This window comes from Pseudonocardia parietis (genome assembly GCF_017876315.1).
Lineage (GTDB): Bacteria > Actinomycetota > Actinomycetes > Mycobacteriales > Pseudonocardiaceae > Pseudonocardia > Pseudonocardia parietis.
The window spans coordinates 1,621,163-1,639,195 of the sequence record NZ_JAGINU010000001.1 but is presented as its reverse complement, the minus strand read 5'-3'; the positions used below and the strand labels follow the sequence as shown (position 1 = coordinate 1,639,195).

The 18,033-nt window shown below is 70.1% G+C and carries 15 protein-coding genes; all 15 read left to right on the top strand.

The features are described 5' to 3' along the window. The first annotated feature begins 308 nt into the window (after positions 1 to 308). The 15 genes from JOF36_RS07855 (at position 309) to JOF36_RS07785 (ending at position 18,032) form a co-directional block, all read left to right on the top strand. Positions 309 to 1,637, top strand: a complete 1,329-nt coding sequence (locus JOF36_RS07855) for an aromatic ring-hydroxylating oxygenase subunit alpha (protein WP_210025735.1) — start codon at positions 309 to 311, stop codon at positions 1,635 to 1,637. Then, entirely contained in the window at positions 1,634 to 2,233 is a 600-nt protein-coding gene (locus tag JOF36_RS07850) for an aromatic-ring-hydroxylating dioxygenase subunit beta (RefSeq protein WP_210025734.1), read from the top strand. The genes JOF36_RS07855 and JOF36_RS07850 overlap by 4 nt, the downstream gene beginning before the upstream one ends. 1 nt (position 2,234) lies before the next feature. Beyond that, positions 2,235 to 2,525, top strand: a complete 291-nt coding sequence (locus tag JOF36_RS07845) for a hypothetical protein (protein WP_210025732.1) — start codon at positions 2,235 to 2,237, stop codon at positions 2,523 to 2,525. Next, positions 2,522 to 3,208 carry a type 1 glutamine amidotransferase gene (locus JOF36_RS07840; protein ID WP_210025730.1) on the top strand — a complete coding sequence of 229 codons (687 nt, stop codon included), beginning with the start codon at positions 2,522 to 2,524 and terminating at the stop codon, positions 3,206 to 3,208. Before JOF36_RS07845 ends, JOF36_RS07840 begins: the two co-directional genes overlap by 4 nt. Before the next feature lie 20 nt (positions 3,209 to 3,228). Then, positions 3,229 to 4,722, top strand: coding sequence for a glutamine synthetase family protein (locus tag JOF36_RS07835; RefSeq protein WP_210025728.1), 1,494 nt, complete (start codon positions 3,229 to 3,231; stop codon positions 4,720 to 4,722). 78 nt (positions 4,723 to 4,800) lie between these two features. Then, on the top strand, positions 4,801 to 5,121 hold the full coding sequence (locus JOF36_RS07830) for a 2Fe-2S iron-sulfur cluster-binding protein (RefSeq protein WP_210025726.1): 321 nt from the start codon (positions 4,801 to 4,803) through the stop codon (positions 5,119 to 5,121). Continuing rightward, positions 5,118 to 6,383, top strand: a complete 1,266-nt coding sequence (locus tag JOF36_RS07825; RefSeq protein ID WP_210025725.1) for an NAD(P)/FAD-dependent oxidoreductase — start codon at positions 5,118 to 5,120, stop codon at positions 6,381 to 6,383. The genes JOF36_RS07830 and JOF36_RS07825 overlap by 4 nt, the downstream gene beginning before the upstream one ends. 52 nt (positions 6,384 to 6,435) lie before the next feature. Next, on the top strand, positions 6,436 to 7,521 hold the full coding sequence (locus JOF36_RS07820) for a LuxR C-terminal-related transcriptional regulator (RefSeq protein ID WP_210025722.1): 1,086 nt from the start codon (positions 6,436 to 6,438) through the stop codon (positions 7,519 to 7,521). Between the two features lie 94 nt (positions 7,522 to 7,615). Further along, positions 7,616 to 8,785, top strand: coding sequence for a M24 family metallopeptidase (locus tag JOF36_RS07815; RefSeq protein ID WP_210025720.1), 1,170 nt, complete (start codon positions 7,616 to 7,618; stop codon positions 8,783 to 8,785). Position 8,786: 1 nt separating this feature from the next. Further along, positions 8,787 to 10,571, top strand: coding sequence for a hydantoinase B/oxoprolinase family protein (locus JOF36_RS07810; RefSeq protein ID WP_210025718.1), 1,785 nt, complete (start codon positions 8,787 to 8,789; stop codon positions 10,569 to 10,571). Beyond that, the gene (locus tag JOF36_RS07805; protein WP_210025716.1) at positions 10,568 to 12,703 is read left to right on the top strand and encodes a hydantoinase/oxoprolinase family protein; all 2,136 of its coding nucleotides are present in this window, start codon (positions 10,568 to 10,570) and stop codon (positions 12,701 to 12,703) included. The genes JOF36_RS07810 and JOF36_RS07805 overlap by 4 nt, the downstream gene beginning before the upstream one ends. Continuing rightward, positions 12,700 to 13,509: an SDR family oxidoreductase gene (locus tag JOF36_RS07800; protein WP_210025715.1), complete on the top strand. Its 810-nt coding sequence runs from the start codon at positions 12,700 to 12,702 to the stop codon at positions 13,507 to 13,509. The genes JOF36_RS07805 and JOF36_RS07800 overlap by 4 nt, the downstream gene beginning before the upstream one ends. 102 nt (positions 13,510 to 13,611) lie before the next feature. After that, positions 13,612 to 15,078 carry a purine-cytosine permease family protein gene (locus JOF36_RS07795; protein WP_210025714.1) on the top strand — a complete coding sequence of 489 codons (1,467 nt, stop codon included), beginning with the start codon at positions 13,612 to 13,614 and terminating at the stop codon, positions 15,076 to 15,078. A 28-nt stretch (positions 15,079 to 15,106) separates the two neighbouring features. Then, positions 15,107 to 16,684, top strand: a complete 1,578-nt coding sequence (locus tag JOF36_RS07790) for a flavin-containing monooxygenase (protein ID WP_210025713.1) — start codon at positions 15,107 to 15,109, stop codon at positions 16,682 to 16,684. Between the two features lie 166 nt (positions 16,685 to 16,850). Beyond that, positions 16,851 to 18,032, top strand: coding sequence for a M24 family metallopeptidase (locus JOF36_RS07785; RefSeq protein ID WP_210025712.1), 1,182 nt, complete (start codon positions 16,851 to 16,853; stop codon positions 18,030 to 18,032). The last annotated feature ends 1 nt before the right edge of the window (position 18,033 follow it).

The window sequence follows — 18,033 nt, the reverse complement described above, 5'->3', positions numbered from 1 at the left end:
GCATCAGAGCGTTCCACCGCTCGTGACCGAGTCTAGTGCTTGCGCGATCTCGGATCGTCCGCCATGCTCCACCGTATACGAAACACGGAACTCGGAGTTCGCCTCGACCCCGCCCATCTGGAACGGGATCCCGGTCGGCCTCGACGTTCTACGGACCTGGAGCTGGGCGTCGTTCCCGCGACGCCGTTCGGCCGAGCCAGAACCCGGCAGTACCGGACGTCTCCGTGGTTCCGATCTGTCCGACGGTCGGCCAGGTGCGGCCGCGGCCGTACCCGACGCGCCCCTACCCACCCGTCTCGGAGCGAGTGATGACACTTCAACGCGACTTTCTGTCCGGAATCCCGGCGCCGGCCCGCACCGACTACGCGGCGCTGGTGCGCGAGGACCGGGTGCACCGGACGCTCTACACCGACCCGGCGGTCTTCGCCGAGGAGATGGTGAAGGTCTTCGGCGGGCGCTCGTGGGTCTACCTGGCGCACGAGTCGCAGCTGCCGGAACCGAACTCCTTCCTCTCGGTCCGGATGGGGATGCGCCCCGTGATCGTCACCCGTGACAGGAAGGGCGCCCTGCATGCGGTGTTCAACCGGTGTAGCCACCGGGCGGCGACGCTGTGCCGGGAGGAGAGCGGCATCGCGAAGAGCTTCCAGTGCCCGTACCACGGGTGGACGTTCCGCAACACCGGTGAGCTGGTCGGGACGCCGTGGCCCCAGGGCTACGGCGAGGACTTCGACCGTTCTGAGCACGGGCTGTACAAGGTGGCCCGGGTGGAGTCCTACCGCGGGTTCGTCTTCGGCACGCTCAACGAGTCTGCCCCGTCGGTGGTGGACTGGCTCGGCCCTGCGGCCGGCTGGCTCGACTACTGGATCGACCGCGCGCCTGAGGGCGAGGTGATCGTCCGCAGCGCAGCGAACCGGATGGGCTACCGCGGCAACTGGAAGCTCGCCTACGACAACGCCGGCGACGGCTACCACCCGGCGTTCTCGCACCGCTCCCTGCTGGAGATGGCCTCCCGGATGGGCGACAGCAAGGACATGTCCTACTTCGGCGTCTCGCCGGACGAGGGGCCGATGCGCACCTACATGCTCGGCAATGGGCACAGTGTGATCGACCAGCGGCCCAACTACGACGGCCCGGGCAGCTTCTGGGCGAACCAGCGCCCTCAACCGGGCCGCGAGCGGTTCGAGGAGAAGATCCGCGCCGAGCACGGCGACGACGCCGACCGGCTGCTCGATCTGGCCATCGGCTCACAGATCAACCTGAGCATCTTCCCGAACCTGCTGATCATCGGGAACCAGATCCAGGTCATCGAGCCACTCGGGGTGGAGCGCACCCAGCTCACCTGGCACGCCACCGCCATCGGCGGGGTGCCGCCCGAGGTGAACACGATGCGAATGCGCACTCAGGAGGACTTCCCGTCCTTCGGCGAACCCGACGACCAGGCCAACTTCGAAGAGGTCCAGCGCGGCCTTACAGCCCCCGAGGCCGAGTGGATCCTGATGAACCGCGGCCTGGGAATACCCGGCTGGCAGGAGGTCGGCCCGGACGGCGTGGTGTCGAGCCGAGCGACCGATGAGTTGCACATGCGTCGCTACTACGCCGCATGGCTGGAGATGATGAGCGAGGACAGCACACGATGAGCAGCCGCATTCCCGCCGAGTACGCCGACACCTCGTCGTGGTCGTACCACGTGGACCAGCAGTACTACGCCGAGCTGGCCCGCCAGTGCGCGCTGCTGCGCGAGGACTGGCCTAGCGCTGGCACCGACGAGATCGTGGGGGTCCAGTCCTTCCTCACCCGCGAAGCCCGCCTGATCGACGAGGGCCGCTTCAACGACTGGCTCGAGCACTTCACCGACGACTGTCTCTACTGGGTGCCGGTCACCGCCGGTGGCGGGGACCCGGCCGTCGAGGTCTCGCACGCCTTCGACGACCGGCGCCGCCTCACCGACCGGGTCTACTGGTTGCGCACCGGGCTGGCGTTCAGCCAGATCCCGGCGTCGCGGACCCGGCGAGTGATCGGCAACGTCGAGACCACCGTCGACCCCGCGACCGGGGAGCAGCTGGTCCGCTCCAACGTCGTGGTGCACGAGTTCCGTGCGGGGGTCACCAAGACCTACCCGGGCTGGTACGGCCACGTTCTGCGGGCGACCGAGGACGGATGGCGGATCAAGCTCAAGCAGATCAACCTGCTCGACTCCGACCAGATCCACGAGAATCTCACGTTGGTGTTCTGAGATGGTCGACGACGAACCCGAGGTTCCGAACGAGCTCGAGGCTCTGCGACGGGAGAACGCCCTGCTTCGGCTGCGCGTCGACCGTCTCGAGCGGGAACTGACCAGTACCACGCCCCTGATCGAGCAGGCCAAGCATCTGGCGGTCTGGGACTTCACCCCCTACGGGATCACGCCGGATGCCAGCTGGGTGGCCGTCGACCGGGCCAAGATGATGTCCCTGATGGGCGCGCTCGCCCGAATCGACCACTGGAACCCCTGGGGCACCGACATCGAACCGAGGCCACAACCATGACGACCATCGCCGTGATCACCCATGTGGACCGGGCCGACGTCGGGCTGGTCGACGAGGTGGCGCGCGAGCGCGGCCACGAGTGCCGGATCGTGCGGCCGTACCGCGGGGAGCGGCTTTCCGAGCTCGACGAGGTCGGTGCCGTGGTCGCGCTGGGCGGACCGCAGGCCGCGTACGAGGATCACCCGTACCTGGCCGACGAGGAGCGGTTCCTGTCCGAGGCCGTCGGCGCCGACGTTCCCGTGTTGGCGATCTGTCTCGGCTCCCAGGTGCTCGCGCGGGCACTCGGCGGGGCCGCGCATCCCGGCGGCGCCGGGCTGGAGGCCGGGATCATCGACGTGAAGCCCGCCGACGCCGCCTCGGGCGGGATCGCCGGCCGGTTCTTCTCGTTCCACTCCGACTCGATGACCCCGCCTGCGAGTGCCGAGGTGCTCGCCGCGTCCGACCGCTACGTGCAGGCCTGGGCCCTCGGCTCGGCGCTCGCCGTCCAGTTCCATCCCGAGATGACCCTGGCCGGGGTGAACGAGCTCCTCGGCCTGGAAGGTCCGAAACTCGAACGGTTCGGCGCCGACGTGGCGGCGATGCAGGCCGAGGCCGAGCGGTACTTCGCCGCCGGCGCCCCGGACGCCCGGGACCTTCTCGACCACTGGTTCGACCTACTTCCGTCCGACCGCTCCCGACACTGATCGCCCGAAGGAGAGAGATCATGCCCCCCACCGGCAAGTTCATCGAACGGCACGGCCTGTACGGACCAGAGAAGATCGAGGCCGCGGAGCGGTCCAAGAAGCTGGTCGAGCAGCACGACATCGAGCTGATCCGGATCGTCTGGCCCGATCAGCACGGATTGCTGCGTGGCAAGGCACTGACCCGGTCTGCGTACTTCGCGGCGCTCGAGTCCGGCAACGAGATCACCATGGCACCGTTCTTCTTCGACCCGGCGAACGCGATCGTGCTCAACCCGTTCACCGCCGACGGCGGGTTCGAGATCGAGGGCCTGGGCGGCAGTCCGAACATCACGATGGTCCCCGACCCCGACACGTTCCAGCTGCTGCCGTGGGCGCCGAAGACCGCGGTGGTCTTCGCCGACCTCTACATGAGCAACGGGTCGCTGTTCCCGCTGGCGCCGCGCACCATCCTGCGGAACTCGCTGGCGAAGCTGGCCGAGCACAACTACAAGCTCGTCGCCGGAATCGAGATGGAGTGGTACCTCACCCGGATCGTCGACGACCTGCTGGGGAAGTGCTCGCTGGGGGCCCCGGGCACGCCCGCTGACCCGCCCCAGGTCGCTCCGGTCGCCCGGGGCTACAACTACCTGCTCGTCGACCATCTCGACGAGATCGACGACGCCCTCATCCCCATCCGAGACTCGGTGCTGGCGATGGGGCTGCCGCTGCGGTCCTTCGACGACGAGTGGGCACCGAGCCAGGTCGAGACGACGTTCGACGTGCTCGAGGGGATCGCCGCCGCGGACGCGGCCAGCCTGTTCAAGATGGCGGTCAAGCAGACCGCCAAGCGGCACGGCTACCTCGCCTCGTTCATGTGCACTCCGGCGATCGACGGTTTCTACGCCAGCGGCTGGCACCTGCACACCTCGGTGGCCGACGCCACGAGCGGCGAGAACCTGATGGTCCCCGGCGAGGGCGAGGCACTGTCCGAGCTCGGCAGGCACTACGTGGGCGGGCAGCTGGCGCACGGTGCCGCCGCGTCGGTGTTCACCACGCCGACCATCAACGGGTACCGGCGCCGGCGCCCCTACTCGCTGGCGCCCGATCGGCTGACCTGGGCCCACGACAACCGCGCGGCGATGATGCGCGTGATCAGCGCCCTCGGCGACAAGGCATCGCACGTCGAGAACCGGGTCGGGGAGGCCGCGGCGAACCCGTACCTGTACATGGCCTCCCAGGTGGTCGCCGGGATCGACGGCATCGTCAACCGGACGTCGCCCGGGCCGCTGAGCGAGGACCCCTACACCGCCGATGTGCCACAGCTGCCGACCAGCTTGAAGGACGCCGTTGCGGTGCTGGAGAACGACCAGTTCTTCCGCAGCCAGTTCGGAAGCACCTTCGTCGACTACCTGGTCACGATGAAGCGCAGTGAGATCACCCGGTACGAGGCCTGGGTCGCGGAGAACCCGGACCCCGACACCTACGTCAACGGTGTCACCGACTGGGAGCACCGCGAGTACTTCGAGCTGTTCTAGACCCGTGCATCGCCCGGGGCCGGCCGGCGGGAGCGCTCGTCGGCCGGCCCCGGCGCTCCGACCCGAGAAGGCAACAGGATGCCCAAGATCGTCTTCACTTGTCCCGACGGATCCCAACGCGTCGTCGAGGCCCGTACCGGGTCGTCGATCATGGAGGTAGGAACCAGGTCCGGGGTGCCCGGGATCGTCGCGGAGTGCGGAGGGGCGCTGGCGTGTGCCACCTGCCACGTCTACGTCGCCGATCAGTTCCGGGACGCGGTCGGCGAGGTCGGCGACTTCGAGGACGAGATGCTCGAGGACGCCGCGGCCGAACGCACGGACGCCAGCAGGCTGTCCTGCCAGATCCCGATGACCGATGCCCTCGACGGCGTCGAGGTCACGGTGGCTCCCGAGCAATGACGAATCCACAGCCCCCTCCCACCGATACCGGTGTGCTCGTCGTCGGGGCCGGTGAGGCCGGTGTGCGTGTCGCGACCTCGCTGCGCGAGCTCGGCTACGACCGTCCGATCCTGCTGCTCGGTGACGAGCCGCACCGGCCCTACCAGCGACCGCCGCTGTCGAAGGCGTTCCTCGGCGGGACAGCGGATCACGACGCCCTGGTGCTGCGGACTCCGGAGTTCTTCCACGAGGCCGGCATCGAGGTGCGAACCGGCGTGCGGGTCACGGAGGTCGAGGTCGACGACTCCGGCGCCGGCTCCGCGCGGTGCGACGACGGCCACGCCGTCGAGTTCGCACACCTCGTCCTGGCCACCGGTGCCCGGGCCCGCGCGCTGCCGGTGCCCGGCGCCGACCTCGACGGGGTCTGCACCTTGCGGAGCCTGCACGACGCCGAGGCGCTGCGCGATCGGCTGGCCTCTGCTGAGCAGGTGGTCGTGCTCGGAGCCGGCTACATCGGGCTGGAGGCTGCCGCGGTCACCAGCGCTCGCGGCTTGGCCACCACGGTCGTCGAACGCGAGGACCGACTGCTGAGCAGGGTCAGTGCGGCACCGCTGTCGGGCTTCCTGCTCGACCGGCACCGGGAGTGGGGCGTCCGGTTCCTGCTCAGCGCCGAGGTCCGGGAGATCGACGGTGACGCCGGGCGGGTACGAGGAGTGCGCCTCGCCGACGGGCGGGCGCTGCCGGCCGACCTCGTCGTCGTGGGTGTCGGCGCGGTGCCCGGGACGGCCCTTGCCGAGATGCTCGGTCTGAAGGTCCGGCGTGGCATCGTCGTCGACGTCGCGGGCCGGACCAGTCACCCGGGTGTGTACGCCGCCGGAGACTGCACTGTGCTGCCCCATCCACACCTACCGGGGGAGCTCATCGGGGTGGAGTCGGTGCAGAACGCCAACGACCAGGCCAGGACGGTCGCAGCCGGCATCGCCGGGGTCGCCCCGCCGGCATCGCCCGTGCCGTGGTTCTGGTCCGATCAGCGCGACCTGAAGCTGCAGATCGCGGGCATCTCCGGCGGAGCCGACCGGTACGTGCTCCGCAGGAGCCCCGGCTCCGCCGGCCTGACGGTCCTCTACTACCGCGGGGGCGCCCTGATCGCGTCCGAGTCGGTGAACCGGCCCAAGGACTTCATGGCGGTGAAGCGGGCACTGGGCGCGCGACGGACCATCCCACCGGAGGCCGGAACGGACCCGGACACACCGCTGAAGGACCTGATCACCGACCGGGCGTGACGAGAGCGTGCCCGACGGCACGTGCTTCGTACCCTTCGAGGGAGACGGGACGATGGCGGAGCTCGCCGGACACGACGTTGCAGAGTTGATCGTCAGGGCCACCGACGCCCTGTGCGGTGCCACCACGCTCGACGAGGTGATGGAGCGCTATCTCGAGATCGTCGCCACGGTTCTACCCGCGCGGTCGTTCGGCATCTACCTGTTTCCGTCGGTGCGCAGCCGTGCCTTGTCTCACGCCACGGAAGGCGTCAGTGACGTCTTCCTCGCGCGCTACGAGGACGCCGGGCGCGACCACGACCCGGTACTCGACCAGGCCCTGACGACCGGCCGGGCCGTCCACAGTGCCCAACTCATGTCCGAGGAAGAGTGGCAACAACTCGACCTCTACAAGCAGGTGCTGGCGCTGCACCGGATGCGGATGGCGCTCCAGGCACCGGTGACCGCGGGTGCCCGGACGGTCGGCACGCTGAACTTCGGCGACCGGGACCCGGGCAGCCTCGCCGACCCCGCCACCCTCGCCGTCGTCTCCGCGCTCGGCCGGGTCGTGGGGTCGGCGGTCTCCGCGTTGAACGAGCGCAGCGAGTTGGCGCACGAGCGGGATCACGCGCACGCCGCGCTGGATCTTGCGACCGACGCTCTCGTCATCAGCGACCTCGCGACCGGTCGCCGCCGGCTGAACGAGGCGGCCCGGCGCCTGCTCGACTCCGTCGCGCCGGCGGACCCGGAGGTCTGGCTGGAGGACACCATGGCAGCGGCGGCGCACCCGGACAGCACCGGAGGGGACGGACACTGGTCGACGGTGTCCGAATCCGGGCGGTGCCTGTCGATCCGCGCGGTACCGGGCCCCCGAGGTTCCGGTACGTCGGTCACCGTGCTGCGCTCGCACGACACCCGCATCGCCTCGGCCGTGCTTCCGCCGTCGGTGGCGGCGCTGCTGTCACCGCGGGAGCAGGAAGTGGCCCGCCTCGTGGCACTCGGCCTGCAGGACGACCAGATCGCGGCGCGCGTTTTCCTCAGCCGCTACACCGTCAAGCAGCATCTCAAGGCGATCTACCGCAAGCTGCACATCAACTCGCGGGTGGCCCTGACCAGGGTGGTTCTCGACGCGCCGGTGCCACCCCCCTCGCACGAGGGATGACGTTGTTACCTCCCTCGGAGTGCTGCCGGAGCACCCGCCTACCTCAATAGCTTCTGATTCGAGGTGAATGGCCTCACACCGGAAGGAGAAGCGGATGAGTGGCTCGCTGAGCGAGCGCGACCGGCGCTGGAGTCGGCTGCAGGCCGCGATGGCCGAGGAGGGCCTGGAGGTGCTGGTGGTCGCCGGCGCCGACTACCGGGGCCACAAGGGGACCCTGCGCTACGTCGCCGACTACAACCTCGCCCACCGCTACGGCTACAGCGTCGTCTTCGCCGGAGCCGAGCCGATCATGGTTCTGCCGCAGAACCTGACCGGCGGGCGACGTCCCAGGTCCGGCTGGGTGAGTGACTACCGCTACCCGCACGACCTCGGAGCGGGCCTGGTCGAGGTCCTCGAGAGCGGGCCGCGGGCCGGCCGGATCGGTGTCGTCGGCCTCGGCCAGATCATGAAGGTCGAGGACTACCTGCGGATTGCACACGCCTGCCCGGACGCCGAGATCGTCGACGCCTCCCCGATGTTCGAGCGCGTCCGTGCGGTGAAGAGCGCCGAGGAGATCCGCGGCGCCGAGGAGTCCGCCTACATCACCGACCGCTGTTTCGAGCGGCTGCTGGAGGTGGCCCGTCCCGGCATCACCGAGCGGGAGGTGGCGGCCGAGATGTACGCGACCGCAGCCCGGCTCGGCGGCGAGGACCCGCTGTTCCTGACGATGTTCGCCGATGACGAACCCACCGGGCCCTGCCCGACGTTCGGCGCGCCGCGCGACCGCGTGCTGCGCCCGCACGACGTGTTCACCTTCTCCTACGAGGTGGTCGGCCAGGCCGGCTACTGGGTCGAGCTGGCCCGGATGGTCACCTTCGCGCCGCCCTCCGAACCGATCGAACGGATCGCCCGCGCGGTCGAGGCCGGAATGGCTGCCGCCGCTTCGGCGATCACCCCGGCCATCGCGACCGGCGACGTGCAGAAGCAGGTCATCGCGGCCGTGGAGGCCGAAGGGGTGAAGTCCTCCTACTGGTCCGGCCACGGGCTGGGCCAGGACGTGCTGGAGGAGCCCTGGATCGGGCTCGACGTCGTCCAGGACGACAGCTCCGCCGGCGCCGTGAGCACCCTCGACTCCGGGATGGTCCTCGCCCTGCACCCGATGCTCTGGGAAGCCGAGACCGCGGCCATGGGCTACATGGCCGACACCCACGTCGTCACCGACACGGGCTGCCGAACTCTGTCGGAGTACCCGGTTCAGCTCTACCGACTCGCCGCAGGAGGCTGAAGTGGCCACAACAGCACAGCACGTGGACCCGATCCTCGCCTCGGTCCTGCAGCGCCGTGTCGACGCGATCGCCAAGGAGATGGCGACGATGCTGATGCGGTCGTCGCGTTCGCCGATCTTCAACGAGATCGGTGACCTGGTGACCGTCCTGTTCGACGCGAAGGGTCGGGCACTCGCCCAGGCCGAGTTCGCCGCCATCATCGCGTTCGGGGCGCAACCCCCGCTCGAATACATCATCGACTACTTCGGCGACGACATCGCCGACGGCGACGTCATCCTGCACAACGACGTGTTCACCGGCGGCAACCAGAACGCCGACACAGGGATCTACCTGCCGATCTTCCACGACGGTGAGCTCGTCGCCTGGGCCGCGGCCAAGGGGCACATGGCCGACATCGGCGGGATGACCCTCGGCGGCTACAACCCGCAGGCCCGGGAGATCTGGCAGGAGGCCCTGCGCATCACTCCCGTCAAGGTCTACTCCGGGGGCACGCTCCGCAAGGACGTCTGGGACCTGGTCGGTGCCAACATCCGCATCGACTTCGTGATGCAGGACATCCAGTCGATGGTCGGAGCCTGCACGATCGGCAAGCGCCGGCTGTTGCAGGTCCTGAACCGGTACGGGCTGGGGGCCTTCCGGGCGCACATGGACTACGTGCTCGACGGGTCTGAGCAGCAGGTCCGGGCCGAGGTGGCGAAGTGGCCGGACGGCGTCTACCACGGGGAGAGCTGGATGGTGTCCGACGGCGTCGACCCCGGCGCCCGCTACCGGATCGCCTGCGAGGTACGGATCGAGGGCGACGAGATCACCTTCGACTTCAGCGCAACCGACGACCAGTCGCCCGGCATCGCGAACATGCCGCCCGCCTCGGCCAAGGGCGCGGTGCGGATCGTGTTCCTGATGCTCATCGCCGCCGGCGGCGTGGTCATCCCGACCAACCAGGGACTGTTCGCGCCGCTCAGCACGGTGTTTCGCGAGGGATCGCTGCTCAACCCGCGGTTCCCCGCAGCCACGATCTTCGGCAACCAGATGTGCGACGAGGTGCTCGAGGCGATCATGAACGCCCTCGCCGACGCCCTCCCGGACCGGGTGACCGCGGGCTGGAACCAGTTCATCTGCACCTCGCTGAACGGCGTCGACCCGCGCACCGACGACCCGTTCGTCACCCTCACCGTGTTCCAGCGCAGCGGGCCCGGCGCGATGCGCGGGACCGACGGATGGGACGCGTTCGGTTTCACCGGGACCGCGGGGCAGATGCGTTCACCCGATCCCGAGATGTTCGAGCTGACCTCGCCGCACTTCCTCGAGTACCACGAGTACCTGTCGGACTCGGCCGGCGCAGGCCAGTGGCGGGGCGGGATCGGCACTCGCTCGGCATGGCGCTGCTACGGCCGGGACGAGATCGGGGTCACGATCGGTGACGACGTCATCAGCGAGGGCGCCGAGGCGGCCAAGGGCCTGTTCGGCGGCCTCGACGCCGGCCGCAACGACATCCGGATCGAGCGTCCGGACGGCACCACCCACGTCTGGGGCTCCAAGGAACTGGTGCCGCTGCCACAGGGGGCCGTCGTGCGCGCACGGAGCGGCGGCGGAGCCGGCTACGGCAATCCGCACCTGCGCCCGGTCGACCTCGTCCTGCGCGAGGTGCGTGACGGCCTGGTGAGCCCGGAACGGGCGCGCGCCGACTACGGCGTCGCCGTGGTCACCGGCCCGGACGGGGCCGTGCGCGTGGACCAGGAGACCACCTCGGTCCTGCGGAACGTGAACGGAGCAACGAACCGATGAGCGAGACGATGCAGGGGATGCGGATCGGGATCGATGTCGGGGGGACGTTCACCGACTTCCTCGTCGTCAACCCGGACGGCAGCCACCTGGTGCACAAGACGAGCTCGGTGCCGTCCGACCCTTCGCGGGCGGTGGTGCAGGGCCTGCGGGAGATCGCCGACCTGCGCGGCGAGTCGGTCGAGAAGCTCCTGGCGGAGACCGGCACCATCGTGCACGGCACGACGGTCACCACGAACGCCCTGCTCACCCGGCGCGGCGCGACCACGGGCCTGCTGACCACCGACGGCTTCCGCGACGTGCTGCCGATGCGGGACGGCACCCGCGAGGAGGCCTACAACAACCGGTTGACCGCGCCCGAGCCGCTGGTACCGCGGTACCTGCGCCTGCCCGTGCACGGCCGGCTGGACCACGAGGGCGACGTCGTCGAGGACCTCGATCTCGACGACGTCCGGGGCGCCGCCGAGACCTTCCGCCGGGAGGGGGTCGAGGCCGTCGCGATCAGCTTCATGCATTCGCACGCCAACCCGGCCCACGAGGACGCCGCCGCGGCCGCGCTGGCCGAAGCACTCCCCGACGTCTACGTCACCCGCTCCAGCGAGCTGCTGCCGCAGCTGCGCTACTACGACCGCACATCGACCGCGGTACTCAACTCCTACGCGGGACCGATCATCAGCCGCTACCTCACCGGGCTGACCGACACCCTGACCGAGGCCGGTTTCGCCGGGATCCTGCTGCTGATGCAGTCCAACGGCGGGGTAGCGACGCCGGCCGAGCTGGCCCGGCGCGCGGCGCTGTCGTTGCTGTCCGGGCCGGCATCCGGGCCGACGGCGGGTCTGCTGGAGGTCGAACCGCACGGGTGGGACCGCTGCCTGACCGTGGACATGGGCGGTACCAGCTTCGACGCGGCGGTGGTCAACGACGGCCAGCCGCTGGTCATGACCGACGGCACGATCGACCGCTGGCGGATCGCACTGCCGATGGTGGACATCCACACCATCGGCGCCGGTGGCGGCAGCATCGCCCGGGTCGACGACGGCGGGATCCTGCGGGTCGGCCCGGAGAGCGCGGGTGCCGTACCGGGCCCGGCGTGCTACGGCCGGGGCGGCGATCGGGCGACGGTCACCGACGCGGACGTGCTGCTGGGCTACATCGACGCGTCATCGTTCATGGCCGGCGGGGTCCCGCTCGACGCGGCGGCCTCGCACGAGGCCATGGAGCGCGACGTCGCCCGCCCGCTGGGCCTGGACGTCACCGCCGCCGCCGCGGGTGTCTACGACCTGGTGAACGTCAGCATGGCCGCGGGCGTCCAGTCGATCACCGTCCGGCGGGGACTGGACCCCCGGGACTTCCCGATCGTGGTCGCCGGTGGGGCCGGCCCGGTGCACGCCGCGGCGATCGCCACCGAGCTGGAGATCCCGGTGCTGGTCACGCCGCGCCAGTCGTCCATCTTCTGCGCGTCCGGGATGCTGGTCTGCGACTTCAAGCACGACTACGTGCAGAGCGTCAGCACCACGCTCGGCGACGCGGACCTGGACCGGCTCACCCGGATCTGGCGGGAGATGGCCGGTTCCGGCCGGGAGACCCTGCACGGCGAGGGCATCGGGGACCCGTCGATCTCGTACGAGCCGTCGCTGGACATGCGCTACGCAGGCCAGTGGTTCGAGATCAACGTCCCGGTCGACGAGGTTTCGATCACCTCACCGGACCGCCAGCAGCTCGCCGAGCTGTTCCACGCCCAGCACGACGTGCTGTTCGGCTACCGCGACGAGAGCCAGCAGGTCGAGGTCCTCAACATCCGGATGACGGCGGTCGGGGCGACGCCGCGGCCCGCGCTCGACACCGCCGAGCTCGGTGCGGAACTCGTCGACGACCCGCAGATCGGTGAACGACCGATCTGGTCGCCCCAGCAGCGGAGGATGGTGCCCGGCCGGGTCCTTGATGGACATCGGATGGCGCCGGGGGCCCGGCTGTCCGGTCCCGCCGTCATCGAGCTCGGAACGACCAGCATCGTCGTGCTCGACGAGTACGACGTCGTCGTCGACGCCCGCGGATCGTTCGTGCTCTACCTGCGCGAGCGGGCGCACGAGCTCACCGACCGGCTGTCCCTGGACAGGGAGACGGTGGCCCTGTGAGCACCGCGGGCTCCCCGGGAGCCGGGCTGTCCGGGTCCACCGCGGTCGTCACCGGTGGAGCGACGATCATCGGCCAGGCCGTGGTCCGTGCGTTCGTCGACGCCGGTGCCCGCGTCGCGGTGCTGGACATCGACAGCGACAACGGCACTGCGCTCGAGGACGCCCACGGCGACGAGGTCAGCTTCCACCCGACCGACGTCACCGACGACGATGCGGTCGCGCGGGCGCGGGACGAGATCCTCACCCGGCACGGCCGGGTCGACACCCTGGTCCACATCGCCTGCTCGTACGTGGACGACGGTCGCGCCTCCACGCGGGGTCAGTGGCGGACCAGCCTGGACGTCAACGTGGCCAGTATCGCCCTGGTGACCACCGCGTTCCTGGAGCCGCTGGCGGCCTCGCCGCACGGGTCGGTGGTCGCCTTCACCTCGATCTCCGGGAATGTCGCCCAGCCGGGCCGCTGGCTCTACCCGGCAGGCAAGGCGGCGGTGGCGCAGCTGACCCGCACGATGGCCCTGGACCTCGCGCCGGAGGGGATCCGGGTCAACTCGGTGCGGCCCGGGTGGACCTGGTCGGCGGTGATGGACCAGCTCTCCGGCGGCGACCGGGCCAAAACAGACCGGGTCGCCGCGCCGCTGCACCTCACAGGCCGTGTCGGCGATCCCGAAGAGGTCGCGGCGGCGGTGCTGTTTCTCGCCTCGCCTGCCGCCTCCTTCATCACCGGCGCCGACCTGGCGGTCGACGGCGGTTACTCGGCACTCGGTCCGGAGCGGACCGACGTCCTCATCCCGACGCTCGCCGAATGATCCACCGGAGCCCGGGCGCACTGGCGCGCCCGGGCCCGGGCCCGGTACGGCCGGCCTCTGCACTACCTCATCGCCCCTTCATCACCTTTCAGGAGGATCAACATGGCTGTTGATCAATCGGGCACGCCCACGGCACCGGTCTCACCGGAATCCGGTGCCGACGGCCCCGCTCTCGGCGCGGTCATCGAGGACCACGCGCTCGAGCGGGTGCCCGACTCCGAACGCCGCAGCGGGTGGGGCCTGCTGTGGAACACCGCCGGGGTCGGCTCGACCCTCGTCGTGCTCTCGGTCGGCGCCGGAGTCACCCTCATCGCCGGGGTCGGCTGGGGGCTCCTGGTCGGCGCGGTGACCGCGGTGCTCGGTGGTGCCCTCGGCTGGGCGGTCGGCCACGTCAGCTATGTGGCCGGTACCTCGAGCACGGTCACCACCCGCTACTACGGGCTGGGTACCCGCGGCTCGGCGCTCGCGTCGTCGATCTTCGCGTTCATGATCATCGGCTTCCTGGCCGTGGAGAACGCGATGCTCTACAACGGCACACTGTTCCTGCTCGGCTGGTCGCCGAGTGCGTGGAACGCCGTCCTGATCCTCGGGTTGCTCACCGTGCTCTGGCTCGTGCTCCCGACCTTCGGCCTTTCCCTGGTGCAGCGCACGTCGGGGCTGCTGACGGTCGTGTCCGGCGCGTTGTTCGTCGTCGTCGCGGCGATCGCCGTCACGTCGTCGGGACGCTCCGTCGGGGCGATCCTCGGGTCCGGTCCGGGAGCCCTCGGGTTCGACGGCCAGCTCGACCGGGTCGCGGCGGCGTTCGCGCTCATCGCCGGTATCGCCGGTGCGCTCGCCCTCGTCGGCGCGGACTTCGCCCGCTACGCCCGCACCTCGCGCGATGTCGGTGTGATGGCCGTCGGTGGCTCGATCGTCGTGAACCTGGTGGTCCTCGTCATCGGGACGCTGATCGTCCAGGCCGGCAGCGTCGTCGTGGGGGCCCGTCTCGGCGGCGATCCCGCGCTCGCCGCGACCCAGGCAGGCGGCTCGATCGAGGACAAGGTCGCGGGCATGGTCTCGTCCAACTTCGGCGCCTTCTTCGTCGTCCTGTCCGGGCTGCTCGGTTTCGGGCTGGTGTACGCGGCCCAGGCCAAGGCACAGGTCATCAACGCCTACTCCGCGAGTCTGTCCCTGACCAACCTCGTCGACGGCCTGACCGGCCGGAGCCCGGGACGTCTGGTCATGCTCGTCGTCGCCAACGGCGTGGCCCTCGCGATGATCGCGGGCGGCATCCTCGACACGTTCTCGAGCTGGCTCGACGCACTCGGCATCCTGACGACCTCGCTCGCCACGCTGGTGATCGCCGACTTCTTCATCGTGCGCCGGCGGCGGCCCGCGGATCCGTCCGTCGTCGAGAACGTCAACTGGGCGGGCGTCCTCACGCTCGTCACCGCGTCGGTGCTGGCACAGGCGCTCGTCCTGACCGGCGTCACCAGGCTCGGTTTCGCCGTCGCCATCGTCACGACGGCGGTGCTCTACCCGGCGTTGCGGACCACCGTGCTGCCCGACCGCACGGCCCGCGCAACCTGACCACGTCATCGAACCAGAGGGGAAACCCATGTCCCGACCCGATCGTGTCGGTGTGATCGGCGCCGGCTTCGCCGGCCTCAGCTCGGCCAAGGTGCTCCGCGCCATGGGATTCGAGGTCGTCGTGTTCGACGCCTCTCCCGACGTGGGTGGTGTTTGGAGCAGGACCCGGCGTTATCCCGGGCTGACGACGCAGAACGGCAAGCACAGCTACGCGCTGTCGGACCATCCGATGCCCGCACACTATCCCGAGTGGCCTACCGGGGAGCAGGTGCAGCAGTACCTGGAGAGCTACGCCGACCGGTTCGCGTTGTGGGAGGTGGTGCGGCTCAGGACCCGGGTCGTGCACGCCGCCCTCGACGAGCAGCGGCCCGGCTGGACGCTGCAGCTGCGCGACGAGGCGACCGGCGCCGAGCTCGACGATGTCGAAGTGGACCACCTGGTCGTCGGCAACGGCATCTTCTCGATCCCGTCCCTCCCGGACTATCCCGGTGCCGACGAGTTCGCCGCCGCCGGCGGCCGACTCTGCAGTGTGTCCGATGTCGACGACCTCGACCAGGTCGCCGGCAAGCACGTCATCGTGGTCGGGTACGGCAAGTCCGCGTGCGACGCCGCCGCGGTGTTCAGCGACGACGCCGCCTCGGTCGACCTGGTCGCCCGCCAGCTGCTGTGGAAGATCCCGCGCAAGCTCGGCGGATTCCTCAACTACAAGTACCTGCTGCTCACCCGCCTCGGCGAGGGCCTGTTCCGCTACCTCCGCCCGGTCAGGTTCGAGAAGGTCCTGCACGGACCCGGCCGGCCGGTCCGCAACGCGATGCTCGCGAGCATCCAGGCGCTGATCACGCGTCAACTGCGGCTGCGTGAGCTCGGGCTGGTCCCGAACGGTCCGCTGGAACGGATCGCGCGGAGCACGGTCAGCCTGGCAACCGACCGGCTCTACAGCGGGGTCGCCGACGGCACGATCGGCCTGCACCGCGACACCCGGATCGTCCGGCTGCTCGGCCGCGACGGCCGCCCGTCCGCCGAGCTGGCCGACGGGACGGTGCTGCCCGCCGACGTCGTGGTCTGCGGCACCGGCTGGCACCAGGAGATCCCGTTCCTGAACACGGAGCTACAGGATCGGATCACCGACGAGCACGGGAACTTCGCGCTCTACAGCCAGATCCTGCCGCACGACGTGCCCGCGCTGACCTTCTGCGGGTACAACTCGTCGTTCTTCAGCCCGCTCAGCGCCGAGATCGCCGCCTGGTGGATCGGCGCGCACCTCACCGGGCACCTCACGCTTCCCACCGAGGAGCGGCGGCGGGCCGTGACAGCCGAGAAGCTGGCGTGGATGGACGAGCGCACCGAGGGCCGGCACGCCCGCGGCACCAATGTCGTGCCGTTCTCGATCCACAACATCGACGAGCTCCTGGCCGACCTCGGGGTCGGTGTGGGCCGGCGCGAGCGGTTCGCCGAGTGGCTGCGCCCGCTCGATCCGTCGGCCTATGCCGCGGTCGGGCAGGAGATCATCGAGCGGGCCCGCCGGAGCCGGCCCGCCGAGACCGGTAGCGCCTCCAACAGGGGCTCCGAGGGGGTACCGGTGCGGAGCTTGTACGAAGCGGGGTGACCACAGCGCCGCGGCCACGGCGATCAGGTGTCTCGCCCTGCGGAATGTCGACGAGAGAGCTGTTTGCGCTGGTATGACGGTCGTAGCGTCCGTGTCCCCGGCCGCCCCGCCCGCCTGGCCCCACTCGGAGGGCCGGGTGCGCACCGCCGGGAGCGGAAGGAGAAACATGGATCGCGGAATCCTCACCTCCGGTCGGAGCGTGGCGAAGAGCCGGCTCCAGGCCGAGCGTCTCGACGCCGTCCAGGCCGCCATGCTCGACCAGGGTTACGACGCACTCGTCGTGGCCGGGCGCGGATTACTCACCCAGTACGGGTACTTCGAGTACATCAGCGGCTTCAACCCGCTCGTCCGTCTCGCATACGCCGTCGTGCGCCGGGACGGAGCGCCCGTGCTGGTCATGTCCACCGCCTCCGACGCGTGGTATGCGCAGCAGGCCACCGGTCTGGACGACATCCGGGTCGCCGGTACCGGCGACGTCGTGGGCGGCCAGGACAGCCTGCCCGCGGCCGTCACCGGTGTATTGACCGCGCACCGGCTCGACCGGGGTCGGGTCGGCGTGGTCGGGCTGGGACACATCGTGTCGGCCGGCGATCACGAGGAGCTCCGCTCACTGCTGCCGGAGGCCGAGCTGAGCGACGCGACCGGCCTCCTCAACGAGATCAAGGCGGTCAAGTCCGCCCAGGAGCTCGAAGAAGTCCGGCGCTCGTGTGCCATCGCGGACGTGGGCATGGACGCCTTCCGTGACTACGCCGGGGTCGGGGTCACCGGCTGGGAGCTCTGGGGCGAGATGCAGCGCGCCGTGCGCACCCGCGGTGCCCGCGAGGTTCTGGTCATGATCAGTAGCGGGCAGTACTTCAACGATCCGCCGCGCGACGAGCCACTGCGCGAGGGCGACCTCGTGTCGGTGTACGTGGAGATCTCCGGCCCGAACGGCTTCTGGGTCGAGAAGGCGAGCCTGTTCTCGATCGGCGACATCGGCGACCGCCGACGCACGGTCGCGGACGCCTGCCTGCGCGGGCACGAAGCTGCGACGGGCATGGTGGTGGCCGGCTCCACCGCCGCCGACGTGGCCCATGCGGTGGAGAAGCAGGTCGCGGGTCTGGGCGTCGACTTCGGGATCTGGCACGGGCACGGCGTCGGTGTCGACCACGACGTGCCGGTGATCGGTACGAGCGACGAGACCCGGCTGACGTCCGGCATGGTCCTTGCCCTGCATCCCAACCTGGTCGACGCGGCTCACGAGGTGGGTGCGAGCGTCGCCGACACCTTCATCGTGACGCCGGAAGGTCCGCCGGAACGAGGATCGGCCCACGACCAGTGCATCCTCCCAATCGAGCGGGGACGCTGAG